Here is a 26,462-nt window from a genome sequence, read left to right as displayed (position 1 = left end):
CACCTTACCCGGGGCGGGAAGGCTGTACGTGTCATAGCCGTGTCGACCCGCCCCTTAGGAAATCCCTGATGCTGGACTCGTTACTCGTTCCCACCGCAATCGTTGCCTTGGCCGAAATCGGCGACAAGACGCAACTGCTCGCGCTGATACTCGCCGCTCGCTTTCGCAAACCCTGGCCGATCATTGCCGGGATTGTCGCCGCGACCCTGGCCAACCACGCAGCAGCCGGTGCGGTAGGTGCCTGGTTCGGCAGTTTTTTCTCCGACGCCGTCCTGCATTGGATTCTCGCCGCCAGCTTCGCCGCCACGGCGCTGTGGACTCTGGTCCCGGACAAAATGGATGACGACGAAGCCAGCACGGCGCGCAAGTTCGGGCCGTTCCTGACCACGCTCATCGCGTTCTTCCTCGCGGAAATCGGTGACAAGACGCAGATCGCCACAGTGATGCTCGCCGCGCAATACCCGGAACTGTGGCTGGTGATTATCGGCACAACCGTCGGCATGCTGATTGCCAACGTGCCGGTGGTACTGGCGGGCAATTTTGCCGCAGAGAAACTGCCGCTGACCCTGATCCGCCGCCTCGCGGCTTCGGCGTTCATGATTCTGGCGATTGTTGCGGTTTATAAAGCGATGCAGAGCAGCGGTTGGGTTTGAAGCAGCTGCAAGCTGCAAGCCCAGCGAGTCTGCTTTGACTTGTAGCTTGCCGCTTGAAGCTTGTAACTGCTCTATTCAGGACTTCGGCGCTTTTTCGTAGAGCGGCATCACTTTCGGAATCGCTGCCTGCAACGCAGCAATGCGGCTGCTGGATGCCGGGTGAGTGCTCATGAATTCCGGCGGCGCGCCTTCGGAAGCCTTGCTCATCTTGTCCCACAGAGTGATCGCCGCGTTCGGGTTGTAGCCAGCGCGGGCGGCCAGTTCCAGGCCGATCAGGTCGGCTTCGTTTTCGTTGGCGCGGCTGTTGGGCAAGGTCATGCCGTAGTTGGCCACGGTGTCGGCCAGCGCCAGGCTGTCCTGACCCAAGCCGAACAAGGCACCGGCGCCCTGCTTGGCCATTTCCATACCATAGGCCTTGGACATCGCTTCACGACCGTGCTCGCGCAGGGCGTGGGCGATTTCATGGCCCATGACCGCAGCGATTTCGTCGTCGGTGAGTTTCAGGCTGTCGATCAGCCCGGTATAGAAAATGATCTTGCCGCCGGGACCGCAGTTGGCGTTGAGCTCATCGCTCTTGATCAGATTGACTTCCCATTGCCACTGCGCCGCGTCCGGGCGGAAGGTCGGGGCCTGGGCGATCAAGCGGTTGGCGATGGTCTGCACGCGCTTGGCTTCCGAGCTGGTCTTGTCCAGCACACCCTTGCTCGACGCCTCGCCGACAGTCTTCTGATACGACTGAGCGTACATCTGGTCGACCTCTTGCGAGGACAGCATGCTGAACATGTACTGCTTGCGCTCCACGCCCACAGCGCCGCCGCTGGTGGTGTTGACCGACTGACAACCGGCCAGCAACAGCGCTGCGCTCAGTGCACTTGTAACCAATGTCTTGTTCATTCAAAAGCTCCCTGAAAACCTGAGGCGTATCCTAGGCGGCTAATTGTATTGGCGCCAGATACAAAGCACATTGCGCGCACATTCACCTAAGGCCGCAAGACTGGCTGGAAATTCCTCAACGCGCATTGAATCCGCCGTGCACCGATCCATCAGCGACATCGTGCGGCGATTCCGACCAACGTCTCTCATGGCCCCGCACACCCCGCCGATAAATCCCTCGCAGATAGTCCTCTTGCGTGCGGAGCTCCCATGAAGTTCAAGTCGATCCAGTTTTCCGTCGCCGCCCTGGCCGGCGCCATCGTTCTCAGCGTGGTCGCGGCGCTGGTGCTGTATGCGCTGTTCTCCGGCGCTCGCACTCAAGAGATGGTGCAACAGCGCACCCAGGCGCAGTTCGAGCAAGTCATCGAACAACGCCTGACTTCGCTGGCGCAGACGCAGGTCAGCCAGATCCAGCGCGAACTCGAAGCGCCGCTGCTAATTGCCGGCGGTCTGGTGCGCGTCAACGCCCTGCTCGGCACAAACGGCGCGGACGGCCAGCCGCGCCTGAGCGTTAGCCGCGAGCAACTGATCAGCCTGATCAAGGAAAACGTCGAAAAAAACCCGAAGATTCTCGGCACCTACATCGGCTGGGAAAAAAACGCGCTGGACCACAATGACGCGGCTTACGTCGGCAGCTCTGTGGTCGGTATCGATCCTGCCAACGGGCGCTTTTTGCCCTGGTGGTTCCGCAATACCGACGGCAGCCTGGGCGTGGACAAACTGGCCGATGTCGACGATCAGAAAACCCTGTCCACCGGGGTGCGCGCCAGCGAGTACTACCTGTGCTCGAAAGAGACGAAGAGACCTTGTGTGATCGACCCGGCACCGTACAAGGTCGGCGACAAGATCGTCATGCTCGCCTCGTTCATCGAACCGATCATGGTCAACGGCGCGTTTCAGGGCATCGTCGGCGCCGACCTCTCGGTGAACTTCATTCAGGACATGCTCCTCGCCGCCAACCAGAAGCTTTACAGCGGTGCCGGCGAAATGGCCCTGGTCGGCGGCAATGGGGGGATCGTTGCCTACACCAAGGATTCGAGCAAATTCGGCGAAAAAGTCAGCGACATCCTCGACGCCGAACAGACCAGCAACCTGGCCAATCTCAAGCGCGACGAGGTGACTTATTCGGTCAATCAGGCCAAGGGCCGCATCGAGTTGTACCTGCCGTTCGGCATCGGCCAGACCGACGCACGCTGGACGCTGATGCTGCAATTGCCGCTCAACGCCGTCATGGCCGATCTGCAAAACCTCCAGGCCGATCTTGATGCCCAGCGCAAATCCGACACCTTCGGCATGGCCATGGTCGGCCTGGTCATCGCCGGCATCGGCCTGCTGGTGATCTGGCTGGTGGGCCACGGCATCGCGCGGCCACTCAAGCAAATGGTCGCCATGCTCGATGACATCGCTCAGGGCGAAGGCGACCTGACCCGGCGTTTGAGCAGTGACCGCAGCGATGAACTGGGCTCGATTGCCAAGGGCTTCAACACCTTCCTCGCCAAGTTGCAGGCGATGATCACCCAGGTGGTGACCTCGGTGCAGAGCGTCAGCGATTCCTCGGAACACACCGCTGACATCGCCATCCGCACCAACATCGGCGTGCAGAAACAAATGGCCGAGATCGATCAGGTAGCGACTGCGGTGCAGGAAATGACAGCCACCGCCCAGGACGTGGCACGCAACGCCACCCAGGCGGCGCAAGCGGCAAGCCACGCCGATCAGGCCGCCAGCCAAGGCATGCAAATCGTCCGCGACACATCCAATTCAATTGGCGTGCTGGCGGTGGAAATCGGCAAGGCTGTCGACGTGGTGCAGACGCTGGCCAAGGACAGCGAAAACATCAACGCCATTCTTACCGCCATTCGTGGCATCGCCGAACAGACCAACCTGCTGGCACTGAACGCCGCAATCGAGGCCGCACGGGCCGGCGAGCAGGGTCGCGGTTTTGCCGTGGTTGCGGATGAAGTGCGCAATCTGGCGCAGAAAACCCAGAAGGCCACTGAAGAAATTCAGACGATGATCCAGCAATTGCAGCAAGGCACCCGCGACGTGGTGCGCGTGATGGAAGACAGCCAGAACCGCACCGATGAGAGCGTGCAACACGCGGCGAAAGCGGCCGAAGCGCTGGAGACCATTACCCAGGCGGTGTCGGTGATCAACGACATGAACACGCAGATTGCCAGCGCGGCGGAAGAGCAAAGCGCAGTGGCCGACGACATCAACCGCAATGTGATCAACATCGGTCAGGTGGCGAATGAAGTGGCCGGCGGTGCGGATGAATCGAGTTCGGCGAGCGCCGGGCTGACCAAACTGGCCGAGCAGCAGCGGCGGTTGATCAATCAGTTCAAGGTTTGATCTTTAGATCCTCTTCGCGAGCAGGCTCGCTCCCACAGTTGGATTGCATTCACATGTGGGAGCGAGCCTGCTCGCGAATATGCCGGCACAGATCACTCATCAAGCCGGGGTGAGGCACTCCGGCCCATTCAACTTCGGATCATTCACCAGATTCGCCAGCACCCGCTCACGCAGCGCTGCCGGCTCACTGGCGAGCAAACCCTGCAAGACATGCAGCGGCGTCTCGGGATCGAGCCATGCCGCCTGCCCCGCCTCATCAAGAATCAATGGCCGCCGCTGGCTCGCCGCAGACTGAGTGATCACTGCCGTGCTCAGCCAGACCTGCTCCTGCACCGGATACGCTTCCCAGATCGCCGCGAAAAACAACGACGAGCCCTCCCCCGGCGTCAGCCAGTACGGCCGTTTGCGCTGAGTGCCGCGCCATTCGTAAAAACCGTTGGCCGGCAGCAGGCAGCGACGCAGACGCAGCGCCTCACGAAACATCGGTTGCTCGGCCACGGTTTCGGCGCGGGCATGGGCCGGGGTTTTCGACAGATCGGTCAGCCACGGCGGCGTCAGGCCCCAGCGCGCACGGGCCAAGGTGCGTTGGCCGTCTTCATCGGCACGCAGCATCAACACCGAATCATTGGGGGAAATGTTCCACTGCGCCTGCTGATCGGCGGGAAAACCTGGCAGGGCCGCGAAATCGCGGTTCCAGCGAAACAGGGCATAACGTCCACACATGGGGCAACACAACTCTGAATAAAACCAACGTCAGCCTAACAGACCAGCGTCCCGGGGAAGCTTTCCGGTTCGTCGCCGGGCAGTGGCAGCGCGGCATTGTACGCGGTGATCAGCTCGCGGGCGTATTCGGCCTGATCGTTAGCCACCGACAACCCGAGCAGTCCGAAAATCGGCAGTTCGCCCGTGCCGCCGACCAGATCACGGCCGATCAAGTGCGCTTCGATCCCTTCATTGGCGAGCATGCCCTTGAGCATTTCGCCTTCCATCAGGCTTGCCGGCTCGTAGATACGCTGCATACGCGGCCCTCACTCGTTTTCGCTGAAGACTTCAAGATGCCACTCTTCTTCGTGCACCTGCAGGACAAAGGTGATCGGACGACAGCACACCTGGCAGTCTTCGATATACGTTTGATCCCCACCGGACAAATCCAGAGTGGTCTCGACTTCCTCACCGCAATACGGACATTCATACACTGCATTTTCCAGCATCGCGGTCTCCCCAGTGACTTGTGCGTATAATCGCCGGTCTATTTGCAGGGCTATTTTTGTCTGACTACTTTTCAGACCATGCCCCGCGGGTTTTCGATCAAACCCTTTACTTACCCTAGCCGTTTCCAACAAGAGAGCATGATGGGCGAATTCGATGCCATCCGACCTTACGACGACAGCGAAGTACCTGCGGTACTGGCAAGGCTGCTCGGCGACAAGGCGTTTCTAGATATCCTCACCCACTTCCGCTTCCCGCGTTTTGCCGGTGCCTTCGGCTGGATGCTCAAACCTCTTATAGCCCATCGGCTGCGTCGTGAGTTTGCCGACGTGAATTCCGTGGCTACCTTACAGGACAAAGTCGAGTTCTACGTCGACCACACCATCGAGCGCGCCACCGACGGCGTGACCTATACCGGTGTCGAGCAATTCAAGTCCGGCAGCGCCTACCTGTTCATCGCCAACCACCGCGATATCGTCATGGACCCGGCCTTCGTCAACTACGCCGTGTACCATGCCGGCCTGCCGACGCCGCGCATCGCGATTGGCGACAACCTGCTGCAAAAGCCGTTTGTCAGTGACCTGATGCGCTTGAACAAGAGCTTCATCGTCCACCGTTCGATCACCGGCCGGCGCGAGAAAATGGCTGCGTATCAGCTGTTATCGGCATACATCAACCACTCGATCCGCAACGATTGCGCGTCGATCTGGATTGCTCAGGCGGAAGGCCGGGCGAAGGATGGCGATGATCGTACCGAGTCGGCGATCCTCAAGATGTTCCATATGAGCCGCAAGGACGAGCCGTTCGGCGAAGTGATCCGCTCGCTGAACGTCACCCCGGTGTCGATCAGCTATGAATACGACCCGTGCGACCAGGCCAAGGCCCGCGAGCTGTACATCCGCGCTACCACCGGCACCTACGCCAAGGCGCCGGGCGAGGATGACGTGAGCATTGCCAAGGGCATCACCGGCTACAAAGGCCGGGTGCACGTGAACTTCGCCGCGCCGATTACCGAGGTGTTTGAAGACACCAAGCAATTGGCGATCGAGATGGACAAGCAGATTCTCGGCGGCTATCGGTTGTTCCCGGTGCATTACCTGGCGTACGCGCAATGGGCGGATGCCGACCCGCAACTGAATGTGCCAAAGGCGGCCGAAGTGTTCCCGGCTGACGAACTGGCCAAGGCGCAGGATGAATGGCAAAGCAGACTGGATGCCTGCCCCGCTGAGCATCGCCCGTACCTGGTGCTGCAATATGCGACGCCGGTGCGCAATCAGTATCGGGTCAAGGCTGGGTTGCCGCTGTAGGCAACAGCGGTGGCGAGGGGATTTATCCCCGCTGGACTGCGCAGCAGGCCCTGTTTTTCTCAGGTAAAAACTTGGGAGCGCTGCGCACTCCAACGGGGATAAATCCTCTCACCACAGGGTTTGCTTTTGCTTTTAAAAGCGGGTGCTGATCCAGGAGACGAGCAGGGCCAGCCCCAGGCAAGCAAAACCAAAACGATAGAAAAACCGGTTCATGCGCAACGTCGCCCAATCGAGGATCGGCTCGGCATTCGGCTGCGCCTGACGCTGTGCCGCCAGGCTGGCCTGCGCGCGCTGCTCACGGCGGCGGGTCGCGTGCAGCAACCAACTGCCCGGAAAGGCCAGGAGCAAGGCCAGCAGATTGATCAATTTGGCGGGATGGGCGGTAAACAGCGTCATCAAGTGCAGCGACATCACAGACCTCGAACTTAACCGGTGTGGCAGACGCCAGACCGACGACCGCGGCGCGGATTCTACCCAAACCGACCCACCCTGCCCCAGCCTTTGCGACAAATAACCTGACAATCGACCGATGGCTGTCCTGTGTCACGGCATCGTCATGTGGATGCTTCACCCTGCGCGCCTCGAAACCCGAATGGAATGCGACATGCTGCACGCGGAAAACCAGGATCGCCTGTACCTCATCACCCCTTACGACGACCAGCAAAGCCTGGTCGGCAGCCTCGCCTTCAACGTGCAGGACCGGCACTGGCTGGTGTATTGCGCGCTGGGCGGGCATCAGCATGCGGATTTGCCCGAGGCCGATTTGTTGACCGGCATGAGCGTGCTCGATTTTTATTCCCAGGCTGCTTGAAGCACCGCAGATCCCCCTGTGGGAGCGAGCCTGCTCGCGAATGCATTGGGTCAGTCAACATTGCTTCGAATGAGCCAGCGCTTTCGCGAGCAGGCTCGCTCCCACAGGTTTCTGCGGTATTCAAAACATGCGGCCACAAAAAAGCCCGGGCTCATCGCTGATCCCGGGCTTTTTCAAATTCGCTGCAAACTTACTCAGCGAGCACCTGACCCACAGTCGGGTCCTTGAACAGACGCGTCAGTGCGTCACTCAATACATCGCTGACCAGTTTGGTGTTGGTTTCCTGATTCGGCGCCATGCCGAAGCGCTGGTCCAGCGAAGCGCCATAACGGCCGCTGTAACGGCGGTTGGCGTTCTGCACGTCGGAACGGAAGGTCGCGCCGATGGTGGCTTCAGTCACGTACATGCCTTCTTTCGGCGACTGATATTTCAACTCGGCGAGGGTCACGGTCAGTTGCGGCGCGTTGGGTGCGCTGGTGGTCGGGGTGAAGCCGAGCAGGCGCACGGCGGCTTCGGCCTGGGCCTGCAGCTTGGGCAGGATCTGCTCGCGCTGCACGGTGATGGCGCTGGTTTCCGGGTACAGGCCGCCACGGGTGCCGAGGGTTGGCGACGGACGACCGTCGACCACACGCACGATGACCGGCTGCCCGCGACCGACCGCTGGCAGTTGCGTGGTCAGCTTCGGCTCCGGATTCAGTTGTTGCGGGCTGTGGGCGCAGCCGGCGAGGGTCAAACCGGCGACAGTGATCAAACCGAACAACAGGCGTTGCAACATGCTCTTCTCTCCAGAATCAGGCACAAACAGGCCGGCAGTATAGCGGTGGGCCACTGCGCGTAACCAGCGCCGCACAGTGAATACTGAAATGTCTGACAAACCCCGCCGAAAGCGGTTCCTGTCACACATTCTTCACCGTCCATACACCCTGGCGTCATGGCTCGCCGACAAGCTTCAGAGCAGTCCTCTTTCAAGGAACTCTGCCATGCGTTATCTGATCTCGCTGTTCGCCCCACGCCCGCTGCATCGCAGCTTCGCCCTGCTCGACCGCAACGGCCATTGCCAGGCGTTCAAGCAGTGCAGCCGGCAACCGATGGGCGACGGCTGGGTGGAAATCGAAGAAATCCGCCTGACCTGGTTGAACCAGCCGCTGCCCGCCAGCGCCCGGGTCGTACCGCGACAAATGCGCGCACGCGGTCAGGTGCAGTTGAGCATCTGACCGGATGCCTAAGAAAAGTCATTAAACACGAGCAACTGCGCGCATTTCTTCGCTACAATCTCCCCCCGATTATAAGGACGTCTCCTGATCGGGCCCCGCAACAGCGTCAATGCGCATGCATCGACATCAAAATCGCCCACAGAGAGCCGCCCACACAGATCGAGTGAAGTTGGCGCGCTTGCCTGTTCTTCCGGCAAAAACCCGCTTTTCGCGAATCTGCAGAGCTGTCAATCGCTCGGCCACCGCGTTGTTTCGCCCTTGCGGGCAGGTGCCAGGCCAAGGCAGCCCTTTTTGAGGTTCACGTCTTCAAAAGAGCGTGAAAAAAACGGGTTTTCACAACTTCACAAGAGTGTGGCGAGCAAATGAATAGTTTTGCGTCTGAACATGCACCATTAGCGTCTGAAACAGCCCAACGACACAGGACCGGGTACACCTCGAACATCGGAGCCTGAAGCCTGTCCGCTACGGATTTGGTTGCACGAAAACGGATGACTCGACCATAAGTCGAATTGCCAGCCCTGCGTGAAAATGCGTTCATGGAACGCTTGAAACCAGGCCGCACGCATCCGTCGAAGTTGCGAAAAATTGCGAAGATCCGGACATGGCCAACCTGACCACGGATAGCCCGGGCCCACTGACCTGCCCTGGAACGCCTGGCAGCCATGCCGACAATTTGGTGCTGCAGATTTGGGAGACGCGTTAAATGGCGCATAACGAAGCAGTCGACGTAGTTCTGGTAGGGGCCGGCATCATGAGTGCCACCCTGGCCGTACTGCTCAAAGAGCTCGACCCCGCGATCAAGCTGGAAGTCGTCGAGCTGATGGATTCCGGTGCTGCCGAGAGTTCCAATCCGTGGAACAACGCCGGTACCGGTCACGCCGGCCTGTGCGAGCTGAACTACACGCCGCAGGCCGCCGACGGCAGCGTCGACATCAAGAAAGCCGTGCACATCAACACCCAGTTCGAGGTGTCCAAACAGTTCTGGTCGTACCTGACCAAAAAGGGCACGTTCGGCTCGAGCAAATCCTTCATCAGCCCGGTGCCGCACCTGAGTTTCGTTCAGGGCGAGAGCGGCGTGTCGTTCCTCAAGGAACGCTTCAATGTCCTGAGCAGGCACCACGCATTTGCCGACATGGAGTACACCGAAGACAAGGGCAAGATGGCCGAGTGGATGCCGCTGATGATGCCGGGCCGCTCGCCCGACGAAGTCCTCGCCGCCACCCGCGTGATGAACGGCACCGACGTCAACTTCGGCGCCCTGACCAATCAGTTGCTCAAGCACCTGAGCAGTGCCCCGGACACCCAGGTCAAATACTGCAAACGCGTGACCGGCCTCAAGCGTAACGGCGCCGGCTGGACCGTCAGCATCAAGGACGTCAACAACGGCAACACGCGCGAAGTCGACGCCAAATTCGTCTTCCTCGGTGCCGGTGGCGCGGCGCTGCCGTTGCTGCAGGCTTCGGGCATCGAAGAAAGCAAAGGCTTCGGCGGCTTCCCGATCAGCGGTCAGTGGCTGCGTTGCGATAACCCGGAAGTGGTCAAGCAGCATCAGGCCAAGGTCTACAGCCAGGCCGCTGTGGGTTCGCCACCGATGTCGGTGCCACACCTCGACACTCGCGTCGTCGACGGCAAGAAATCCCTGCTGTTCGGGCCGTACGCCGGTTTCACCACCAAGTTCCTCAAGCACGGTTCCTTCATGGACCTGCCGATGTCGGTGCGCGCCGGCAACATCGGGCCGATGCTGGCGGTGGCGAAAAACAACATGGACCTGACCAAGTACCTGGTCAGCGAAGTGATGCAATCGATGGAACAGCGCCTGGAATCCCTGCGCCGTTTCTACCCGCAGGCGAAAGCCGAAGACTGGCGCCTGGAAGTGGCCGGCCAACGGGTGCAGATCATCAAGAAGGACCCGAAAAAGGGCGGAATCCTGCAGTTCGGTACCGAACTGGTCGCGGCGAAAGACGGCTCCCTTGCTGCGCTGCTAGGCGCTTCGCCAGGCGCGTCGGTAACCGTTTCGATCATGCTCGAGCTGATCGAGAAGTGCTTCCCGGCCAAGGCGTCGGGCGAGTGGGCAAGCAAACTGGCGGAAATCTTCCCGGCCCGCGAGAAGGTTCTGGAAACCGATGCTGCGCTGTATCGCAAGATCAACACGCAGAACAACATCGCCCTGGAACTGGTTGAAGAAAGCAGCGAGACGCCAAGCTTTGCTTGATCGCGCCGCATGAAAAAACGCCCCGTTCGGGGCGTTTTTTTTGCCTGCGATCTTTTGATCCTAGCCGCGAGCCTTCTCGATCAATTCGATGTACTCAGCGGCGTTACGCTGATCCTTGATCAGTTCAACAAAAGTCCTGCCCTGCTCATCCTTACCATCGACGTCATAACCGGCTTCGACGAAGAAACCCAGAAAGCGTTCAAAGTCATCGATACGCAAACCGCGATAAGCCTTGATCAGTTTGTGCAGCGACGGCGAAGTGGCGTCGACCGGCTCAAAATCGAGGAACAGCTTGATCTGCTCATCGCCGATCTCGTCACCAATCACTTGTTTCTTATCTTTACGCATTGCCGACTCCAGCTCGCAGACATGACACGGGACGGGCAGTTTACCCCTGCCCGACCGCCCGGCTCAACGCGGACGAATCGCCCCGGTGTGCAAATCGGCCCAGATATGGCCGTTGGCATAACTGAGGAACTGCACATACACCTTGTCATTGCGCAGCAGATCCATCACCACGCGGTATTGCGCCAGTGGATAGAACAGCGTCAGGGTTTTGCTCTTGTCGTCGTAGGCCGGTTTTTTCAGGCTTTTGCTTTCGCCGTCGAAACTCACCAGCACCTGAGAAATGCTCGCACCTTTGTTCAGCGACTTGCCTTTGAGGCGGATCAACAAGGATGAAGTGACCGGAATCGGCTGTTGATTGGACTGGCGCTGCGCACCGACCACCACCGAATACTCACCGACCTGCAGCAGTTGCTGTTGCTCGGGTTCAGCATCACGCAGGGTCAGATCGTCCGGCGGCAGGAACTGGCTGTGCATCGGCGCGGCGGACAGGGGCAGGCTGAGGGACAGCAACAGGGCGGCGAGACTGCAAATCAAGAGGCGCATGACAGGCTCCGGGAGGCGGGGCCGAGCACTCTAGCATGGGTGTACGAAATAGAATCAGCATACAAAAATCCCTGTGGGAGCGTGGCTTGCCCGCGATAGCGTCAGCACATCCAACATCAATGTGTCAGACATTCCGCCATCGCGGGCAAGCCCGCTCCCACAGGGATTGGGGGATGCTAGGGATTACATGCCTTTAACGGCGTAAATCCCGTTGGCGTTGCGCCAGTAACCCTTGTAGTCCATGCCGTAACCGAAGATGTAGCGGTCAATGCACGGCAGGCCGACGAAATCGGCTTTCAGATCAGGACGTGCCTTGCGGTCGTGGTCCTTGTCGATCAGCACGGCGGTATGCACCTTGCGTGCGCCGGCGTGTTTGCAGAAGTCGATGATCGCGCCCAGGGTGTGACCTTCATCGAGGATGTCGTCGATGATCAGCACGTCGCGGTCGATGAACGAGACTTCCGGCTTGGCTTTCCAGAACAGGTCGCCGCCGCTGGTTTCGTTGCGATAACGGGTCGCGTGCAGGTAGGACGCTTCCAGGGGGAATTGCAGATGCGTCAGCAATTTGCCGGAGAAGATCAGGCCGCCGTTCATCACGCAGAACACCACCGGATTGCTGTCAGCCAGTTGTTCGTTGATTTGTGCACCGACGCGGGCGATGGCCGCTTCGACTTCAGACTCGGTGTACAGGCAGTCAGCCTCTCGCATGATTTGACGGATATGCTCGAGATCAGCGGACATGGCGCTCTCCAAGGGGTTGGCGGAATTGGAAAAGCGGGCAAAGGTACGCATCCCGCGAGGTCGAATCAAGCTCTTATGGACTAACGTACAGAATGTCCTATAGGACATCACCCTCGGATAGATTAATCTAGGCCGGTTTTTTTGCCCGCCGCCGGAGCCTTTCCCATGCCCATCCTCGAGATCCGCCATCCGCTGATCCGTCATAAACTCGGCCTGATGCGCCGCGCTGACATCAGCACCAAGAATTTCCGCGAGCTCGCTCAGGAAGTCGGCGCCCTGTTGACCTATGAAGCTACAAAAGATCTGCCGCTCGAATCCTACGACATTGCCGGTTGGTGCGGCACCGTGTCAGTGGAGAAGATCGCCGGCAAGAAGATCACCGTCGTGCCGATCCTGCGTGCCGGTATCGGCATGCTCGAAGGCGTGCTCAGCCTGATCCCGGGCGCCAAGGTCTCCGCTGTGGGCGTTGCCCGCAACGAAGAAACCCTGCAAGCGCACACCTATCTGGAAAAACTGGTACCGGAAATCGATGAGCGCCTGGCGATGATCATCGACCCGATGCTCGCCACCGGCAGCTCCATGGTTGCCACCATCGACCTGCTGAAAAAGGCCGGGTGCCGCGACATCCGCGCGATGGTCCTGGTCGCCGCGCCGGAAGGCATTGCTGCGGTAGAACAGGCGCACCCGGACGTGACCATCTATACCGCGTCCATCGATGAGCGCTTGAACGAGCACGGCTACATCATTCCTGGGCTTGGCGACGCCGGTGACAAGATCTTCGGCACCAAGCAGAAGGACGCGTAACCATGCAGCAAGAGTTCAACGATCCGCTCTGGCGCACGGTGCTGTCCGGCGCGCAGATGCTGTTCGTGGCTTTCGGCGCCCTGGTGCTGATGCCACTGATCACGGGCCTGGACCCGAACGTGGCACTGTTTACCGCCGGTCTGGGGACGATCCTGTTCCAGATCGTCACCGGGCGTCAGGTGCCGGTGTTTCTGGCGTCGAGCTTCGCCTTCATCACGCCGATCATTCTCGCCAAGGGCCAGTTCGGCCTCGCCGCGACCATGGGTGGAGTGATGGCGGCCGGTTTCGTCTACACCTTCCTCGGCCTGGCCGTGAAGATCAAAGGCACCGGTTTCATTGACCGTTTGCTGCCGCCGGTGGTGATCGGTCCGGTGATCATTTCCATCGGCCTGGCCATGGCGCCGATTGCCGCGAACATGGCGATGGGCAAGGCCGGCGACGGCACCGAGCTGATCCACTATCAAACGGCAATGATGATTTCCATGCCGGCGCTGCTGACCACGTTGATCGTGGCGGTATTCGGCAAGGGCATCTTCCGTCTGGTGCCGATTATTTCCGGCGTGCTGGTGGGTTTTGCCATGTCGTTCTATTTCGGCGTGGTCGACACGGCGAAGATTGCTGCGGCGCCTTGGTTCGCCCTGCCGCATTTCACCGCGCCAGAGTTCAACTGGCAGGCGATTCTGTTCATCGTTCCGGTGGCACTGGCCCCGGCGATCGAACACATCGGCGGCGTGATTGCCGTGGGTAGCGTGACCGGTCGCGATTACCTGAAGAAGCCGGGCCTGCATCGCACCCTGCTCGGTGACGGCATCGCCACTACCGCCGCCGGCCTGTTCGGCGGCCCGCCCAACACCACTTACGCCGAAGTGACCGGCGCGGTAATGCTGACCAAGAACTACAACCCGAAAATCATGACCTGGGCGGCGATCTTCGCCATCACCCTGGCGTTCATCGGCAAGTTCGGCGCGCTGCTGCAGAGCATTCCGGTGCCGGTGATGGGCGGGATTCTGTGCCTGTTGTTCGGTTCGATTGCAGCGGTGGGTATGAACACTCTGATCCGTCACAAGATCGACCTAGGCGAGGCGCGCAATTTGGTCATCGTCTCGGTGACGCTGGTATTTGGTATTGGCGGTGTGCTGGTCGGCACCGGCACCGGCCCTGATGACTTCGGCCTCAAAGGCATCGCGCTGTGCGCGGTGGTAGCGATTGCGCTGAACCTGATCCTGCCGGGCAATGACGGCTGGAAGCAGAAGAAGGCGGATGAGCCGCTGATTTAACCCCCCGCAATGATCGTTCCCACGCTCCGCGTGGGGATGCCTCAAGGGACGCTCCGCGTCCAGTGACGCGGAGCGTCACGGGCTGCATTCCCACGCAGAGCGTGGGAACGATCACTGTGTGAGCGGGCTTGCTCAGAGGGCCAGCGGCGCTCTTTCGCAGAGGGTCGCCAACGCCTTGGCCCATTGCGGGTCGTCGTTCAGGCACGGCACCAGCACCAGCTCCTCGCCCCCCGCTTCGCGGAACTGTTCCTTGCCGCGATCGCCGATCTCTTCCAGGGTCTCGATGCAGTCAGCGACGAACGCCGGGCACATCACCAGAATCTTTTTCACACCGCTTTTGGCCAATTCATCCAGCCGCGCTTCGGTGTACGGCTCGATCCATTTAGCCCGGCCCAGGCGCGACTGAAACGACACCGACCATTTGCCGTCCGGCAGGCCCATGGATTTGGCGAAGGCGGCGGCGGTACGGAAGCACTGCGCGCGATAACAGGTCGCCAATACCGCCGGCGACGCGGTCTGGCAGCAATCGGCGCCCTTGAGGCAGTGATTGCCCGTCGGGTCGAGTTTGCTCAGATGGCGCTCCGGCAAGCCGTGAAAACTCAGCAGCAGATGATCGTAATCCTGCTGCAGGTGCGGACGCGCACTGGCGGCCAGTGCTTCGATGTATTCCGGCTGATCGTAGAACGGTTGCAGGATCGACAGCTGCACATCGAGTTTCTTCTCGCGCAGCACACGCCGGGCTTCTTCGATCACGGTGGTCGTGGTGCTGTCGGCGAACTGCGGATACAGCGGCGCCAACGTGATCTTTTTGTGCCCGGCCTTCACCAGACGCAGCAGACAGGTTTCGATCGACGGCTCGCCATAACGCATCGCCAGATCCACCGGGCCGTGTTTCCAGGTCCGGGTCATCTGCTCCTGCAGGCGGCGGCTGAGCACCACCAGCGGCGAGCCCTCTTCCCACCAGATCGAGGCATAGGCGTGTGCCGATTGTTCGGGACGCTTGATCAGGATCAGCGACACCAGCAACCGCCGCAGCGGCCATGGCAGGTCGATCACGTAGGGGTCCATGAGAAATTGATTGAGGTAGCTGCGCACATCGGCCACCGAGGTGGAGGCCGGAGAGCCCAGGTTGACCAGAAGCAAAGCGTGATCGGTCATGCAACGTCCTATTTCAGAGGCGGCTGGAGAGGTCATCCAGGGCCGCGCGTAAATCCGTAAAGCGGAAGCTGAAGCCCGCTTCCAGCAAGCGTGCCGGCGTCGCGCGCTGGCCGCCGAGCAATAACAGTGACAGCTCGCCGAGCATGACTTTCAGCGCCAGGGTCGGCATCGGCATGAACGCCGGGCGGTGCAATACACTGCCCAGGGTCTTGGCAAATTCGCGGTTGCGCACAGGTTTCGGCGCGCAGGCATTATAAGGACCGCTGGCCTGATTCCGGTGCAGAAGAAAATCAATCAGGGCGATTTGATCGTCGATGTGAATCCACGGCATCCACTGCCGACCATTGCCCAACGGCCCGCCCAGCCCGAGTTTGAACGGCAGCAGCAGGCGCGACAAAAAGCCGCCCTCGGCCGACAGCACCAGACCGGTTCGCACCAGCACCACGCGAATGCCGAGGTTCTCGGCACGCAAAGCGGTTTCTTCCCAGGCGATGCACAACTGACTGGCGAAATCGTCGATGCCGGGCGGCGACTCTTCGGTCAATTCGCGCTCGCCACCGTCGCCATACCAACCGATCGCCGAGCCGGAAATCAGCAGCGACGGTTTCTGCACGCGAGTTTCCAGCCACACCAGCAGCGTTTCCGTCAGGGTGATGCGACTGCTCCACAGCAACGCCTTGCGTCGATGGGTCCAGGGACGGTCGGCAATCGGCGCACCGGCGAGATTGACGATCGCATCCAGCGGCTCGTCGCCGAGGTCCTCCAGACGGGCTATCCCGCGCACCTGCGCGCCGCAGATCTGCGCGACTTTTTCCGCGCGGCGACTCCACACCGTCAGGCGATGGCCCTGCTCCAGCCAGTGCCGGCAGAGCTGACGTCCGATCAAACCAGTACCGCCGGTCAGCAATATGTGCATGACATCTTCCTCGCGTGGCGTTTAACCCGGATCACTAGTCTATTTTTATAGGCAGGGATCTTTTCTATCGGGCAGGCTCTATGGTTTAACAATAGGCCAAGCTGTCAGAACGAGAACGCTAGAAGTTATACCAAAAAACAGAATTGTACAGGTTTCATCGACGGCGTAGTCTGTACAGAAAGGTAAACGAGGCCCCTATGACTGTACCTATCGCAATCATCGGCACCGGCATCGCCGGGCTCTCCGCCGCCCAGGCTCTGACAGAGACCGGGCATACCGTTCAACTGTTCGATAAAAGCCGCGGCAGCGGCGGGCGCATGTCGAGCAAGCGCAGCGACGCCGGCTCGCTGGACATGGGCGCTCAATACTTCACCGCGCGCGACCGACGCTTCGTCACCGAGGTACAGCGCTGGCAGAGTCAGGGCTGGGCCGCCGAGTGGACGCCGCAGCTGTACACCTTCCAGGGCGGGCAACTGAACATGTCGCCGGACGAGCAGACTCGCTGGGTCGGCACGCCGCGCATGAGCGCCATCACCCGTGGTCTGCTCGATGGCCTGGATGTGCAGTTTGCCTGCCGCATCACCGAGGTCTATCGCGGCGAAGAACACTGGCATCTGCAAGACGCCGACGGCGGCACTCACGGCCCCTTCAGCCATGTGGTGATCGCCACGCCGGCACCGCAAGCCACCGCGTTGCTGGCCGCCGCGCCGAAACTGGCCGGCGTCGCTGCCGGGGTGAAAATGGAGCCGACCTGGGCCGTCGCTCTTGCCTTCGAAACCCCGCTGGACACGCCAATCGAAGGCTGCTTCGTACAGGACAGCCCGCTCGACTGGCTGGCGCGCAACCGCAGCAAACCCGGGCGCGACAGCACTCTCGACACGTGGGTGCTGCATGCAACCAGCGCCTGGAGCCGGCAGCATATCGACCTGTCCAAGGAAGCGGTGATCGAGCATCTGCACGGCGCGTTCGCCGAACTGCTGCACAGCGCCATGCCGGCGCCGACCTTCAGCCTCGCCCACCGCTGGCTCTACGCCCGGCCCGCCACTGGCCATGAATGGACCACACTGGCGGACGTCGATCTGGGTCTGTACGCCTGCGGCGACTGGTGCCTTTCGGGTCGTGTCGAAGGGGCCTGGCTGAGCGGTCAGGAGGCTGCACGTCGCTTGCATGAACACCTGCAATGAATCGCATCAATCCACGCAAATTGCTGCTGTCGAAATGGACAGCAGCCCACCCGCAAAACCGCGAAAAACATTTTCTGGTCACCGAACTGATCCGCGACGAGGAAGGTACGGTGCTGGAGGTTGAATTGCAGGCGGTGCTGACCCAGCGCAGCGAGCGACTGGATTGGCGAACGCTTCAGGACAATGAACACTGGCTATTGGGCTGGAAATAAATTCCCCTGTAGGAGTGAGCCTGCTCGCGATGCGGTATGTCAGGTAGAAAATGTTTTGGCTGACCCACCGCCATCGCGAGCAGGCGCACTCCTACAAAAAATCTTATACAAAACATTTGACTTGTACATCCATCGTTCTATGCTGAGGAAAAGTTGTACAGCGATAACTCTCTGTACAGGTATAGATTCGAGGTGCTCATGTCTACTGCTTCCCTGTCCAAGCCGAAGATCGCCATCAGCGCCTGCCTGTTGGGTGAAGAAGTGCGCTACAACGGTGGGCACAAGGAATCGCGGCTGTGCAGCCGTACCCTCGCCGAATATTTCGACTTCGTCCCGCTGTGCCCGGAGGTCGCGATCGGCATGGGCATTCCCCGTGAGCCGATTCGCCTGATCGGCGATCCTGAGCAACCCGAGGCAGTCGGCACCGTCGACCGGACCATCAATGTGACCAGGCCGCTGGCCGAGTACGGCGAGAAAATGGCCGGCGAATTGCGGGACCTATCCGGCTACATCTTCATGCAGCAGTCGCCCTCCTGCGGGTTGGAGCGGGTCAAGGTCTATCACGCCAACGGCGCGCCAGTGAATGGTGGCGGACGCGGCATCTATGCGCAGGCATTCTGCGCACAACATCCAGACTTGCCGGTGGAAGAAGCTGGGCGCCTCAATGATCCGGTGTTGCGGGAAAACTTCATCACCCGTGTATTGGCCTACAGCGCCTGGCAGCAAGTGCTCGCCGAGGGCCTGAGCCGCCGCGCCCTTACCGACTTTCATTCGCGCTACAAATACCTGCTGATGGCGCACAACCCGCTGCAATATAAAACCCTGGGCAAATTGCTCGGCAACATGGCTGACAGCGATCCCGCCGAGCTCGGCCCGCGCTACTTCAGCGAGCTGATGGCCGCGCTGAAGAAATGCGCCACCCGCGGCACCCATTGCAACGTGCTGCTGCACCTCAGCGGATATTTGAAACAATCGCTGAGTGCCGAAGACAAACAGGAAATGCAGCAGGTCATCGGCCAGTACCGCCAAGGCATTGTGCCGCTGGTGGTGCCGTTGACGCTGCTCAAACACCACTTTCGACTCCATCCGGATCCGTACATCGCGCAGCAGGTTTACCTGCAGCCGCATCCGGAAAACCTTAGTCTGCGAAACGCGATCTAATGAACGATAAAACCGACAGCAGCGCCCAGGAAGACCTCGGCGCCGACTTCAAGAAAGCCCTCGACGAAGGCTGGTTGCCGATCCGCGAAGTCGCGCGGCAGACCGGCGTCAACGCCATTACCCTGCGTGCGTGGGAACGCCGTTACGGGTTGGTGGTGCCGCAGCGCACGCCCAAGGGCCATCGACTGTATAGCGCCGAACATGTGCAACGGATCATGGCCATCCTCACCTGGCTCAACCGTGGCGTTGCGGTCAGCCAGGTCAAGCCGCTGCTCGACGCGCCGCAGGCCTTTACGGAAACCGTGGAGAACGATTGGCAGCGTCTGCGTCAGACCTTGCTGTCGGCAGTCACCGCGCTCAATGAACGGACCCTGGATGACAGCGTCAACCAGGCCATTGCCCTTTATCCGCCCCGGACCTTGTGCGAGCAATTGCTGATGCCGCTGCTGGCCGAGCTCGAACAGCGCTGGCAGGGCCAGTTCGGCGCACAGATGGAGCGGACGTTTTTCTTTTCCTGGTTGCGCAGCAAATTCGGTGCACGCATCTACCATAACAACCGCCAACTGCATTCGGCGCCGCTGCTGTTGATCAATCATTCCGACCTGCCATTGGAGCCGCATCTGTGGCTGTGCGCGTGGCTGATCAGCAGTGCCGATTGCCCGGTGCAAGTGTTCGACTGGCCGCTGCCGGCCGGTGAACTGGCGCTGACCGTCGAGCATCTGCAAGCCCGTGGCGTGCTGTTGTATTCAAGCAAAGCCATGCAACTGGCGCAGTTGCCCAAGCTGTTGGTGAACGTCAATTGCCCGACCTTGATTGCTGGCCCCACGGTGCACATCCACCACAGCGAGTTGTCCGCACGCACCGCCCAGATTGCCGATCTGTTCCTGGCTGAAGATCCGCTTGCCGCACACCAGGCGCTGCTCGAACGCGGATTGATTTGATGATGGGTTTAATCACATGCAACTGATCTGGCTGCGCAGCGACCTGCGCCAACATGACAACACTGCCCTAGCGGCCGCCGCAGCTCGCGGCCCGGCCGTGGCGGTGTATCTGTTGAGTCCGCAGCAATGGCTGGAGCACGACGATGCGCCGTGCAAAGTGGATTTCTGGCTGCGCAATTTGCGCGAACTGAGCCAAAGCCTCGGCGCGCTGAACATCCCGCTGTTGATTCGCAGCGCGCTGCATTGGGATCAGGCGCCAGCAGAACTGCTCAAGCTCTGCCGGCAATTGAAGATCGAGGCGGTGCACGTCAACGAGGAATACGGCGTTCACGAAAGCCGCCGCGATGAAGCCGTGGCCGAAACGTTACGAGCCGAGGGCATTGAGTTCCACAGCTATCTGGATCAGTTGCTGTTCAAACCCGGCACAGTGCTGACCAAGACCGGCACCTACTTCCAGGTGTTCAGTCAGTTCCGCAAGGTCTGCTACGAACGCCTGCATCGCTCGATGCCGGCGCTGGTCAAAGCACCGGGCAAACAGGCCGCGCTGGATATTGCCAGCGATGCGATTCCGGAGGCGGTCAAAGGCTTCGCCACGCCGAGCGAATCCCTGCGCGCCTTATGGCCGGCCGGCGAGCAAGAGGCGCGACGCCGGCTCGACACCTTCACCGATGCGCAGATCGACTACTACCGCAGCGAACGCGACTTCCCGGCCAAACCCGGCACCAGCCAGTTGTCGGCCTACCTCGCCGCCGGGGTGATCTCGCCACGCCAGTGCCTGCACGCCGCGATGCAAAGCAATCAGGGCGAATTCGAAAGCGGCAAGGTCGGCGCGGTGACGTGGATCAACGAGCTGCTGTGGCGCGAGTTCTACAAACACATTCTGGTTGGCTACCCACGCGTCTCGCGCCATCGCGCCTTCCGCCCGGAAACCGAGGCGCTGGCCTGGCGCAATGCGCCGGAAGAACTCAAGGCCTGGCAGGAGGCACGTACCGGACTGCCGATCATCGACGCGGCAATGCGTCAACTGCTGGAAACCGGCTGGATGCACAATCGTCTGCGTATGGTCGTGGCGATGTTCCTGACCAAAAATCTGTTGATCGACTGGCGCGAGGGCGAACGCTTTTTCATGCGCCACCTGATCGACGGCGATCTGGCAGCCAACAACGGTGGCTGGCAGTGGAGCTCATCGACCGGCACCGACTCGGCGCCGTACTTCCGTATCTTCAACCCGTTGAGCCAGTCGGAAAAATTCGATGCCGAAGGCGTGTTCATCAAGCACTGGTTGCCGGAACTGGCCGGGCTCAACAAGAAGGAAGTACACAATCCGGCGGCCGCCGGTGGGCTGTTCGGCGTGGCCGATTATCCGGCGCCGATCGTCAATCTGAGCGCCTCACGCGAGCGTGCATTGAGCGCGTTCAAGAACCTGCCATCGCGCCAGCCTGTCGGCGGCAGCGATGAGTGACTTCCTGCGCAGCTTCGCCCGCGAGTTTTCCGGGTTGAACAAAGACAACCTGCATCGCTTGGGCGAGCTGTACAGCGACGACATTCATTTCACCGATCCGCTGCACGAAGTTCAGGGCCTGGCACAACTGCAGGATTACTTCAGTGAGCTGTACGCCAACGTCAGCGATCTGCGTTTCGATTTTCATGGTTTCGACCAGATCAGCGACGGTGAAGGTTACTTGCGCTGGGTCATGAGTTATCGCCATCCGCGTCTGGCCAAGGGCCGGGAAATCAGGGTCGGTGGCTGTTCGCACCTGCTCTGGCGCGACAAGGTTTATCGCCATCGGGATTATTTCGATGCCGGGGCGCTGCTTTATGAACACTTGCCAATATTGGGCCGGGTGATTGCCTGGCTGAAAAGGAGAATGGGATGAGTCGTACACCTCCACGGCGGTATTGGTTGACCGGCGCCAGCAGTGGCATCGGTGCAGCATTGTGCGAGGACATTCTGAAAAGCGGCGCGCATCTGGCGGTCAGCTCGCGCTCGACCGCGCCGCTGAAAGTCTTGTCCCAGCGCTATCCTGGCCAGGTGCTGGTGGTGCCCGGCGATCTGACCAACAGTCAGACCGTGCGCGAAATCGGTGAGCAGATCAGCGAAGCCTGGGGGGCGCTGGACAGCGTGATTCTCAACGCCGGCACCTGTGAATATGTCGATGCGCGGCAGTTCGATTCGTCGATCATCGAGCACGTGGTGCGCACCAATCTGCTCGCCAGCAGCTACTGCATCGAAGCCGCCCTGCCGTTGCTGCGCAAAGGCACGGCGCCGCATCTGGTCGGCATGGCCAGTTCGGTGACTTACCTGCCGCTGCCTCGCGCCGAAGCCTATGGCGCATCGAAGGCCGGGCTGCGTTACCTGTTCGAATCGCTGCGCATCGATCTGGCGGATGAAGGCATTGAAGTCACCATCATCAGCCCGGGTTTTGTCGAAACGCCGCTGACCGAGAGGAACGATTTCCCGATGCCACTGAGCTGGCCTGCGGATAAAGCGGCGCGGCACATCTTCGCCAAACTCAAGGACCGGCCGCTGGAAATTGCCTTTCCGGGGCTGTTCATGGCCGCGCTGTGGCCGCTGTCCAAGCTGCCCGCTCGCGCGCAACTGGCGATCGGCAAACGCATGGTGCGCAAGAACCCTCCGCAGCGGGACCCGATATGAAAATCGCCGTAATTGGCAGCGGTATCGCCGGGCTCACCTGCGCCTACCTGCTGAACCGCCGCCACGACATCACCGTGTTCGAAGCGAGTGACTGGGTCGGCGGCCATACCCACACCGTACCGGTGAGCGTGGCCGGGCAATCGTTCGCCATCGATACCGGCTTCATCGTCTTCAACGACTGGACCTACCCGAATTTCATCCGCTTGCTCAACCAGCTTGGCGTGGCGTTCAAGCCGACCGAAATGAGCTTTTCGGTAACCGACCCCGACACTGGCGTGGAGTACAACGGCAACAACCTCAACAGTCTGTTCGCCCAGCGCAGCAATCTGTTGTCGCCGGGGTTCTGGGGCATGCTGCGCGACATTCTGCGCTTCAACAAAGAAGCGCAGCGCGACCTGATCGAACTGCGCATCGCCGCCGATACCACCCTCGATGATTACCTCAAGGCTGGCGGCTACGGCGAGCGTTTCATCCTGCATTACATCGTGCCGATGGGCGCGGCGATCTGGTCGATGCCGATGGCGGAAATGCTCAATTTCCCGCTGCAGTTTTTCCTGCGTTTTTTCAAAAATCATGGCCTGTTGTCGGTCAGTGATCGGCCGCAGTGGCAGGTCATTGAAGGCGGTTCCAGTGCCTATGTGGCGCCGCTGACCGCTTCGTTCAGCGACAGGATCCGCCTGAACTGCCCAGTCAAGCGCGTCGAGCGCAACGAGCACGGCGTAGTTATCCACAGCCCGGCCGGCCTCGAACATTTCGACAAAGTGGTGTTCGCCTGTCATAGCGATCAGGCGCTGAACCTGCTGGCCAACCCGAGCGACGCCGAGCGCTCGATTCTCGGCGCCCTGCTCTACGCCGACAACGATGTCGTGCTGCACACCGACACGCGCCTGCTGCCGACGCGCAAACTGGCCTGGGCCAGCTGGAATTATCGCCTCGGGGGCGCCGGCCATACGCGCGCGGCGGTCACCTACAACATGAACATCCTGCAGGGCATCGAAAGCGACACCACGTTCTGCGTCAGCCTCAACCAGACTGCCGGCATCAGCCCCGATAAAGTGCTGGCCCGCTATACCTATGCCCACCCGCAATACACCCTCGCCGCAGCGGCCGCGCAAAACCGTTGGGGCGAACTCGACGGCGAGCAGCACACGCATTATTGCGGCGCCTACTGGGCCAACGGTTTTCACGAAGACGGCGTGGTCAGCGGCTTGCGCGTCGCCGCCGCGTTCGGTGAAACCCTGTGAACAGCGCTCTGTACAGCGGCGTTATCGGCCACCGACGTTTTTCGCCGCGCCGCCACGAATTCCGCTACCGCATCGGTTTGCTCTACCTCGACCTGAGCGAACAGGACGCCGTGCTGGCCTTGTCGCCGCTGGCGGGGCGCAGTCGTTTCGCGCCGTTCTCGTTTCGCGAAACCGATTACCTGAAAGCCTTCACCGGCAAGGGCATGCGCCTGATCGACGCGGTGCGTCAGCAGGTCGGTGCAGCCATCGGTCATGAGCCACAAGGCGCGGTGTGCCTGCTGACGCAGCCGCGCAGTTGGGGGCTGTCGTTCAATCCCGTGAGTTTCTTCTATTGCCATGAAGCCGACGGGCAACTGGCGGCGATCGTTTGTGAAGTGACCAACACGCCGTGGCGCGAGCGTTATCACTATGTGCTGCCGGCGCAGGTGCCGACCAGCCTGGTGGATTTCCATCAGCATTTCGCTGTGGCCAAGGCGTTTCACGTCTCGCCGTTTCTGCCCCGCGACCTCGAATACCGCATGAGCTTCAGCCCCGCTGCGCAAAGCCTTGGCGTGCACATGGCCGATTGGCAGGGCAACGAGAAACTGTTCGACGCCACGCTGAATCTGCGCCGCGAACCGCTCGATCGTCGCAGCCTGCATCGCTACCTGCGGCGCTTCCCGTGGATGACCGCAAAAACCGCTCTGGCGATTTATTGGCAAGCGCTGCGACTGCTGTTCAAGCGCGCGCCGATCTTCGCTCATCAGGCTGCCGACGGCAGCTTTAAAACCGCCACCGTGCCTCCGAAGGAGCCGCACCATGAAATCCTCTAGCCTGCCGCTCAGTCGCTTCAGCACCAACGGTTTGACCGGCACGCTGCTGCGGCGCGGCGTGTTGCGCCAATTGGCGCAGCTCAAACACGGACAACTGATGGTCGTTGAGGATGGCGAACAAATGCTTTTCGGCACCCCGGGCAGTGCCTTGCTCGGTGAGGTTCACGTGCTTGATCCAGCCCTGTGGGGCATGGTCGCCAGCAACGGCTCGATCGGCGCCGGCGAAGCATTCATCCACGGCTATTGGAGCTCGCCGGACCTGACGGCTGTGGTGCGCGTGTTCGTCAGCAATCTCGATGTACTCGATGCCATGGAAGGTGGCCTGGCGCGTCTGGGCCGGCCGTTCGTGCAAGGCTTGCACTGGCTCAATCGAAACACGCGTAAAGGCTCGCAGAAGAATATTTCGGCGCACTACGACCTCGGCAATGAATTGTTCGAACAGTTTCTCGACCCGACCATGATGTATTCCGCCGCCCAGTTCCTTTCGCCGAGCGACACCCTGGAACAGGCGCAACTGAACAAACTCGAACGCATCTGCCAGAAACTCGCGCTCAAGCCCAGCGATCACCTGCTGGAAATCGGCACCGGTTGGGGCAGCATGGCGTTGTACGCGGCGCAGCATTACGGTTGCCGCGTGACCACCACGACGCTGTCGAAAGAGCAGTTCGCGTTCACTGCCAAACGCATCGAACAATTGGGCTTGCAGGACCGCATCACCCTGCTGCTCAAGGATTACCGCGACCTCAGCGGCGAGTACGACAAACTGGTGTCGATCGAGATGATCGAAGCGGTCGGCCATCGGTTCCTGCCGACCTACTTCAAGCAATGCGCGCAGTTGCTCAAAAGCAACGGCCTGATGCTGCTCCAGGCGATCACCATTCGCGAGCAACGTTATGAACAGGCCAAGCGCAGCGTCGACTTTATCCAGCGCTACATCTTCCCCGGCGGCGCCCTGCCCTCGGTGCACAAGATGCTCGATGTGGTCAGCCGCGAAACCGACATGAACCTGCTGCACATGGAAGATTTCGGTCTGCATTACGCCAAGACATTGCGCCTGTGGCACGAGAACTTTCGCCTCGCCCATGGCCGCCTGAGCGAACTGGGCTACGACGATTATTTCCTGCGTTTGTGGGAGTTCTACCTGTGCTACTGCGAGGGCGGTTTTTTGGAGCGCACCATCGGCACCGCACAACTGTTGCTGGCGAAACCGGCGGCAATGACCGCGCCGCTGCTCGGGCGCTTCGATGCGTGAGCGTGTCGCCAATGCCCTCTTGTTTCAGCTCGGCTGGCTCGCCTGCGTGCTCGGCGGCAACAGTTTGTGGCTGTTACTTGCACTGGCGACGCTGGTGATTCATCTGCGCTGGATCAGCAGTTGGGCGGAGGAAGGCCGTTTGATCTTGTGCGTGGTGATTGTCGGCACGGCGGTGGACAGCGTTTTGCGTCAGCTCGGCGTGTTCCGCTTTGCGGATGCGTCTCCGTTGATTCCGTTGTGGCTGATGCTGCTCTGGGCGCTGCTCGCCACCACATTGCGTCATTGTCTGGCCTGGAGCGCACGGCCATGGTGGCTGGCCAGCGCACTTGGTGCGGTGGGCGGTGCGTTGTCTTACTACGGCGGCGGACGACTGGCCGGCGTGCAATTTCCATACGGCGAAGTGTCGACGCTGATCGTCATCGGGCTGCTCTGGGCAGGGCTGTTTCCGTTGTTGCATTTGATGGCGCGGCGTCTGGTGCCGTGAGCGTCCGTCAGCGCTTTCACACCCACAGCGATCACTGC

At 60.6% G+C, this 26,462-nt stretch carries 30 protein-coding genes and 1 pseudogene; 20 read left to right on the top strand and 11 right to left on the bottom strand.

Annotation, left to right across the window (positions count from 1 at the left end; translation table 11 throughout):
• Positions 1 to 68: 68 nt before the first annotated feature.
• Positions 69 to 653 (top strand): TMEM165/GDT1 family protein, encoded by a 585-nt coding sequence (locus ACMYUN_RS19645; protein WP_016773243.1) that lies wholly within the window; start codon positions 69 to 71, stop codon positions 651 to 653.
• A gap of 75 nt (positions 654 to 728) precedes the next feature.
• Here ACMYUN_RS19645 and ACMYUN_RS19640 read toward each other — a convergent pair whose 3' ends face one another.
• A complete protein-coding gene (locus tag ACMYUN_RS19640) occupies positions 729 to 1,547 on the bottom strand; it encodes a M48 family metallopeptidase (RefSeq protein WP_415761501.1) in 819 nt (272 codons plus the stop codon).
• Between the two features lie 249 nt (positions 1,548 to 1,796).
• On the opposite strand from ACMYUN_RS19640, the pseudogene ACMYUN_RS19635 reads away from it, so the two are divergent.
• Together ACMYUN_RS19635 and ACMYUN_RS19630 are read left to right on the top strand one after the other, a co-directional pair.
• A pseudogene (locus ACMYUN_RS19635) lies at positions 1,797 to 3,035 on the top strand (methyl-accepting chemotaxis protein); the annotation flags it as partial.
• A gap of 60 nt (positions 3,036 to 3,095) precedes the next feature.
• Positions 3,096 to 3,938 (top strand): methyl-accepting chemotaxis protein, encoded by an 843-nt coding sequence (locus ACMYUN_RS19630; RefSeq protein WP_371918396.1) that lies wholly within the window; start codon positions 3,096 to 3,098, stop codon positions 3,936 to 3,938.
• 99 nt (positions 3,939 to 4,037) lie between these two features.
• On the opposite strand, the gene ACMYUN_RS19625 is transcribed toward ACMYUN_RS19630, so the two are convergent.
• From ACMYUN_RS19625 to ACMYUN_RS19615, 3 genes are read right to left on the bottom strand one after another with little or no spacing between them, the layout of a single operon-like run.
• A complete protein-coding gene (locus ACMYUN_RS19625) occupies positions 4,038 to 4,661 on the bottom strand; it encodes an SOS response-associated peptidase (protein ID WP_039761324.1) in 624 nt (207 codons plus the stop codon).
• Between the two features lie 35 nt (positions 4,662 to 4,696).
• Positions 4,697 to 4,957, bottom strand: coding sequence for a putative signal transducing protein (locus tag ACMYUN_RS19620; protein ID WP_039761322.1), 261 nt, complete (start codon positions 4,955 to 4,957; stop codon positions 4,697 to 4,699).
• Positions 4,958 to 4,966: 9 nt separating this feature from the next.
• Positions 4,967 to 5,149: a CPXCG motif-containing cysteine-rich protein gene (locus tag ACMYUN_RS19615; RefSeq protein WP_008045984.1), complete on the bottom strand. Its 183-nt coding sequence runs from the start codon at positions 5,147 to 5,149 to the stop codon at positions 4,967 to 4,969.
• A gap of 141 nt (positions 5,150 to 5,290) precedes the next feature.
• On the opposite strand from ACMYUN_RS19615, the gene ACMYUN_RS19610 reads away from it, so the two are divergent.
• A complete protein-coding gene (locus ACMYUN_RS19610) occupies positions 5,291 to 6,454 on the top strand; it encodes a 1-acyl-sn-glycerol-3-phosphate acyltransferase (RefSeq protein ID WP_174823868.1) in 1,164 nt (387 codons plus the stop codon).
• Between the two features lie 132 nt (positions 6,455 to 6,586).
• On the opposite strand, the gene ACMYUN_RS19605 is transcribed toward ACMYUN_RS19610, so the two are convergent.
• Positions 6,587 to 6,865, bottom strand: coding sequence for a hypothetical protein (locus ACMYUN_RS19605; RefSeq protein WP_101161925.1), 279 nt, complete (start codon positions 6,863 to 6,865; stop codon positions 6,587 to 6,589).
• A 193-nt stretch (positions 6,866 to 7,058) separates the two neighbouring features.
• Between ACMYUN_RS19605 and ACMYUN_RS19600 the strand changes: the two genes are divergently transcribed.
• Positions 7,059 to 7,265 (top strand): hypothetical protein, encoded by a 207-nt coding sequence (locus ACMYUN_RS19600; RefSeq protein WP_415761497.1) that lies wholly within the window; start codon positions 7,059 to 7,061, stop codon positions 7,263 to 7,265.
• A gap of 190 nt (positions 7,266 to 7,455) precedes the next feature.
• On the opposite strand, the gene ACMYUN_RS19595 is transcribed toward ACMYUN_RS19600, so the two are convergent.
• The gene (locus tag ACMYUN_RS19595) at positions 7,456 to 8,040 is read right to left on the bottom strand and encodes a YajG family lipoprotein (protein ID WP_039761315.1); all 585 of its coding nucleotides are present in this window, start codon (positions 8,038 to 8,040) and stop codon (positions 7,456 to 7,458) included.
• Between the two features lie 205 nt (positions 8,041 to 8,245).
• Here ACMYUN_RS19595 and ACMYUN_RS19590 point away from each other — a divergent pair, with 205 nt between their 5' ends.
• Both ACMYUN_RS19590 and mqo read left to right on the top strand, forming a co-directional pair.
• Entirely contained in the window at positions 8,246 to 8,479 is a 234-nt protein-coding gene (locus ACMYUN_RS19590) for a hypothetical protein (protein ID WP_415761495.1), read from the top strand.
• 703 nt (positions 8,480 to 9,182) lie between these two features.
• Positions 9,183 to 10,691 carry a malate dehydrogenase (quinone) gene (gene mqo / locus ACMYUN_RS19585; protein ID WP_039761312.1) on the top strand — a complete coding sequence of 503 codons (1,509 nt, stop codon included), beginning with the start codon at positions 9,183 to 9,185 and terminating at the stop codon, positions 10,689 to 10,691.
• Positions 10,692 to 10,751: 60 nt separating this feature from the next.
• On the opposite strand, the gene ACMYUN_RS19580 is transcribed toward mqo, so the two are convergent.
• The 3 genes from ACMYUN_RS19580 to ACMYUN_RS19570 all read right to left on the bottom strand — a co-directional run bounded on the left by ACMYUN_RS19580 (position 10,752) and on the right by ACMYUN_RS19570 (position 12,323).
• Positions 10,752 to 11,039, bottom strand: a complete 288-nt coding sequence (locus tag ACMYUN_RS19580; protein WP_129997669.1) for a PA4642 family protein — start codon at positions 11,037 to 11,039, stop codon at positions 10,752 to 10,754.
• Between the two features lie 63 nt (positions 11,040 to 11,102).
• The gene (locus ACMYUN_RS19575; protein WP_415761493.1) at positions 11,103 to 11,582 is read right to left on the bottom strand and encodes a hypothetical protein; all 480 of its coding nucleotides are present in this window, start codon (positions 11,580 to 11,582) and stop codon (positions 11,103 to 11,105) included.
• 183 nt (positions 11,583 to 11,765) lie between these two features.
• Positions 11,766 to 12,323, bottom strand: a complete 558-nt coding sequence (locus tag ACMYUN_RS19570) for a hypoxanthine-guanine phosphoribosyltransferase (protein ID WP_016773231.1) — start codon at positions 12,321 to 12,323, stop codon at positions 11,766 to 11,768.
• A gap of 165 nt (positions 12,324 to 12,488) precedes the next feature.
• On the opposite strand from ACMYUN_RS19570, the gene upp reads away from it, so the two are divergent.
• Positions 12,489 to 13,127: a uracil phosphoribosyltransferase gene (gene upp, locus ACMYUN_RS19565; protein ID WP_024014279.1), complete on the top strand. Its 639-nt coding sequence runs from the start codon at positions 12,489 to 12,491 to the stop codon at positions 13,125 to 13,127.
• Positions 13,128 to 13,129: 2 nt separating this feature from the next.
• Positions 13,130 to 14,404, top strand: a complete 1,275-nt coding sequence (locus tag ACMYUN_RS19560) for a uracil-xanthine permease family protein (RefSeq protein WP_016773229.1) — start codon at positions 13,130 to 13,132, stop codon at positions 14,402 to 14,404.
• A 132-nt stretch (positions 14,405 to 14,536) separates the two neighbouring features.
• Here ACMYUN_RS19560 and hemH read toward each other — a convergent pair whose 3' ends face one another.
• Together hemH and ACMYUN_RS19550 are read right to left on the bottom strand one after the other, a co-directional pair.
• Positions 14,537 to 15,562, bottom strand: a complete 1,026-nt coding sequence (gene hemH, locus ACMYUN_RS19555; RefSeq protein WP_123444168.1) for a ferrochelatase — start codon at positions 15,560 to 15,562, stop codon at positions 14,537 to 14,539.
• Between the two features lie 13 nt (positions 15,563 to 15,575).
• Positions 15,576 to 16,478, bottom strand: a complete 903-nt coding sequence (locus tag ACMYUN_RS19550; RefSeq protein ID WP_415761489.1) for a TIGR01777 family oxidoreductase — start codon at positions 16,476 to 16,478, stop codon at positions 15,576 to 15,578.
• Between the two features lie 197 nt (positions 16,479 to 16,675).
• Here ACMYUN_RS19550 and ACMYUN_RS19545 point away from each other — a divergent pair, with 197 nt between their 5' ends.
• The 11 genes from ACMYUN_RS19545 to ACMYUN_RS19495 all read left to right on the top strand — a co-directional run bounded on the left by ACMYUN_RS19545 (position 16,676) and on the right by ACMYUN_RS19495 (position 26,424).
• Entirely contained in the window at positions 16,676 to 17,662 is a 987-nt protein-coding gene (locus ACMYUN_RS19545; RefSeq protein ID WP_129997674.1) for an NAD(P)/FAD-dependent oxidoreductase, read from the top strand.
• Positions 17,659 to 17,874, top strand: a complete 216-nt coding sequence (locus ACMYUN_RS19540) for a TIGR02450 family Trp-rich protein (RefSeq protein WP_415761487.1) — start codon at positions 17,659 to 17,661, stop codon at positions 17,872 to 17,874. The genes ACMYUN_RS19545 and ACMYUN_RS19540 overlap by 4 nt, the downstream gene beginning before the upstream one ends.
• Before the next feature lie 198 nt (positions 17,875 to 18,072).
• The gene (locus ACMYUN_RS19535) at positions 18,073 to 19,035 is read left to right on the top strand and encodes a YbgA family protein (RefSeq protein WP_415761485.1); all 963 of its coding nucleotides are present in this window, start codon (positions 18,073 to 18,075) and stop codon (positions 19,033 to 19,035) included.
• A complete protein-coding gene (locus tag ACMYUN_RS19530; protein ID WP_415761483.1) occupies positions 19,035 to 19,976 on the top strand; it encodes a MerR family transcriptional regulator in 942 nt (313 codons plus the stop codon). Before ACMYUN_RS19535 ends, ACMYUN_RS19530 begins: the two co-directional genes overlap by 1 nt.
• 16 nt (positions 19,977 to 19,992) lie before the next feature.
• Positions 19,993 to 21,438, top strand: coding sequence for a deoxyribodipyrimidine photo-lyase (gene phrB, locus ACMYUN_RS19525; protein ID WP_415761481.1), 1,446 nt, complete (start codon positions 19,993 to 19,995; stop codon positions 21,436 to 21,438).
• On the top strand, positions 21,431 to 21,853 hold the full coding sequence (locus ACMYUN_RS19520; protein ID WP_039761293.1) for a nuclear transport factor 2 family protein: 423 nt from the start codon (positions 21,431 to 21,433) through the stop codon (positions 21,851 to 21,853). The genes phrB and ACMYUN_RS19520 overlap by 8 nt, the downstream gene beginning before the upstream one ends.
• The gene (locus ACMYUN_RS19515) at positions 21,850 to 22,632 is read left to right on the top strand and encodes an SDR family NAD(P)-dependent oxidoreductase (RefSeq protein WP_129997678.1); all 783 of its coding nucleotides are present in this window, start codon (positions 21,850 to 21,852) and stop codon (positions 22,630 to 22,632) included. Before ACMYUN_RS19520 ends, ACMYUN_RS19515 begins: the two co-directional genes overlap by 4 nt.
• On the top strand, positions 22,629 to 23,876 hold the full coding sequence (locus ACMYUN_RS19510; protein WP_129997679.1) for an NAD(P)/FAD-dependent oxidoreductase: 1,248 nt from the start codon (positions 22,629 to 22,631) through the stop codon (positions 23,874 to 23,876). The genes ACMYUN_RS19515 and ACMYUN_RS19510 overlap by 4 nt, the downstream gene beginning before the upstream one ends.
• Positions 23,873 to 24,688: a DUF1365 domain-containing protein gene (locus ACMYUN_RS19505; protein ID WP_415761478.1), complete on the top strand. Its 816-nt coding sequence runs from the start codon at positions 23,873 to 23,875 to the stop codon at positions 24,686 to 24,688. Before ACMYUN_RS19510 ends, ACMYUN_RS19505 begins: the two co-directional genes overlap by 4 nt.
• Positions 24,675 to 25,940 carry a class I SAM-dependent methyltransferase gene (locus tag ACMYUN_RS19500; protein WP_415761476.1) on the top strand — a complete coding sequence of 422 codons (1,266 nt, stop codon included), beginning with the start codon at positions 24,675 to 24,677 and terminating at the stop codon, positions 25,938 to 25,940. Before ACMYUN_RS19505 ends, ACMYUN_RS19500 begins: the two co-directional genes overlap by 14 nt.
• Positions 25,933 to 26,424 (top strand): DUF2878 domain-containing protein, encoded by a 492-nt coding sequence (locus ACMYUN_RS19495; RefSeq protein WP_129997682.1) that lies wholly within the window; start codon positions 25,933 to 25,935, stop codon positions 26,422 to 26,424. Before ACMYUN_RS19500 ends, ACMYUN_RS19495 begins: the two co-directional genes overlap by 8 nt.
• Positions 26,425 to 26,462 lie beyond the last annotated feature (38 nt).

The organism is Pseudomonas sp. CP4 (genome assembly GCF_047758505.1).
Classification (GTDB): Bacteria; Pseudomonadota; Gammaproteobacteria; order Pseudomonadales; family Pseudomonadaceae; genus Aquipseudomonas; species Aquipseudomonas fluorescens_AO.
This window is presented reverse-complemented; position numbering and strand designations above follow the sequence as displayed.

Bases quoted from the DNA above. Each gene is read 5' to 3' on its own strand.
- ACMYUN_RS19645 (WP_016773243.1), top strand. From the start codon at position 69: ATGCTGGACTCGTTACTCGTTCCCACCGCAATCGTTGCCTTGGCCGAA.
- ACMYUN_RS19640 (WP_415761501.1), bottom strand. From the start codon at position 1,547: ATGAACAAGACATTGGTTACAAGTGCACTGAGCGCAGCGCTGTTGCTG.
- ACMYUN_RS19630 (WP_371918396.1), top strand. From the start codon at position 3,096: ATGATCACCCAGGTGGTGACCTCGGTGCAGAGCGTCAGCGATTCCTCG.
- ACMYUN_RS19625 (WP_039761324.1), bottom strand. From the start codon at position 4,661: ATGTGTGGACGTTATGCCCTGTTTCGCTGGAACCGCGATTTCGCGGCC.
- ACMYUN_RS19620 (WP_039761322.1), bottom strand. From the start codon at position 4,957: ATGCAGCGTATCTACGAGCCGGCAAGCCTGATGGAAGGCGAAATGCTC.
- ACMYUN_RS19615 (WP_008045984.1), bottom strand. From the start codon at position 5,149: ATGCTGGAAAATGCAGTGTATGAATGTCCGTATTGCGGTGAGGAAGTC.
- ACMYUN_RS19610 (WP_174823868.1), top strand. From the start codon at position 5,291: ATGGGCGAATTCGATGCCATCCGACCTTACGACGACAGCGAAGTACCT.
- ACMYUN_RS19605 (WP_101161925.1), bottom strand. From the start codon at position 6,865: ATGTCGCTGCACTTGATGACGCTGTTTACCGCCCATCCCGCCAAATTG.
- ACMYUN_RS19600 (WP_415761497.1), top strand. From the start codon at position 7,059: ATGCTGCACGCGGAAAACCAGGATCGCCTGTACCTCATCACCCCTTAC.
- ACMYUN_RS19595 (WP_039761315.1), bottom strand. From the start codon at position 8,040: ATGTTGCAACGCCTGTTGTTCGGTTTGATCACTGTCGCCGGTTTGACC.
- ACMYUN_RS19590 (WP_415761495.1), top strand. From the start codon at position 8,246: ATGCGTTATCTGATCTCGCTGTTCGCCCCACGCCCGCTGCATCGCAGC.
- mqo (WP_039761312.1), top strand. From the start codon at position 9,183: ATGGCGCATAACGAAGCAGTCGACGTAGTTCTGGTAGGGGCCGGCATC.
- ACMYUN_RS19580 (WP_129997669.1), bottom strand. From the start codon at position 11,039: ATGCGTAAAGATAAGAAACAAGTGATTGGTGACGAGATCGGCGATGAG.
- ACMYUN_RS19575 (WP_415761493.1), bottom strand. From the start codon at position 11,582: ATGCGCCTCTTGATTTGCAGTCTCGCCGCCCTGTTGCTGTCCCTCAGC.
- ACMYUN_RS19570 (WP_016773231.1), bottom strand. From the start codon at position 12,323: ATGTCCGCTGATCTCGAGCATATCCGTCAAATCATGCGAGAGGCTGAC.
- upp (WP_024014279.1), top strand. From the start codon at position 12,489: ATGCCCATCCTCGAGATCCGCCATCCGCTGATCCGTCATAAACTCGGC.
- ACMYUN_RS19560 (WP_016773229.1), top strand. From the start codon at position 13,130: ATGCAGCAAGAGTTCAACGATCCGCTCTGGCGCACGGTGCTGTCCGGC.
- hemH (WP_123444168.1), bottom strand. From the start codon at position 15,562: ATGACCGATCACGCTTTGCTTCTGGTCAACCTGGGCTCTCCGGCCTCC.
- ACMYUN_RS19550 (WP_415761489.1), bottom strand. From the start codon at position 16,478: ATGCACATATTGCTGACCGGCGGTACTGGTTTGATCGGACGTCAGCTC.
- ACMYUN_RS19545 (WP_129997674.1), top strand. From the start codon at position 16,676: ATGACTGTACCTATCGCAATCATCGGCACCGGCATCGCCGGGCTCTCC.
- ACMYUN_RS19540 (WP_415761487.1), top strand. From the start codon at position 17,659: ATGAATCGCATCAATCCACGCAAATTGCTGCTGTCGAAATGGACAGCA.
- ACMYUN_RS19535 (WP_415761485.1), top strand. From the start codon at position 18,073: ATGTCTACTGCTTCCCTGTCCAAGCCGAAGATCGCCATCAGCGCCTGC.
- ACMYUN_RS19530 (WP_415761483.1), top strand. From the start codon at position 19,035: ATGAACGATAAAACCGACAGCAGCGCCCAGGAAGACCTCGGCGCCGAC.
- phrB (WP_415761481.1), top strand. From the start codon at position 19,993: ATGCAACTGATCTGGCTGCGCAGCGACCTGCGCCAACATGACAACACT.
- ACMYUN_RS19520 (WP_039761293.1), top strand. From the start codon at position 21,431: ATGAGTGACTTCCTGCGCAGCTTCGCCCGCGAGTTTTCCGGGTTGAAC.
- ACMYUN_RS19515 (WP_129997678.1), top strand. From the start codon at position 21,850: ATGAGTCGTACACCTCCACGGCGGTATTGGTTGACCGGCGCCAGCAGT.
- ACMYUN_RS19510 (WP_129997679.1), top strand. From the start codon at position 22,629: ATGAAAATCGCCGTAATTGGCAGCGGTATCGCCGGGCTCACCTGCGCC.
- ACMYUN_RS19500 (WP_415761476.1), top strand. From the start codon at position 24,675: ATGAAATCCTCTAGCCTGCCGCTCAGTCGCTTCAGCACCAACGGTTTG.
- ACMYUN_RS19495 (WP_129997682.1), top strand. From the start codon at position 25,933: ATGCGTGAGCGTGTCGCCAATGCCCTCTTGTTTCAGCTCGGCTGGCTC.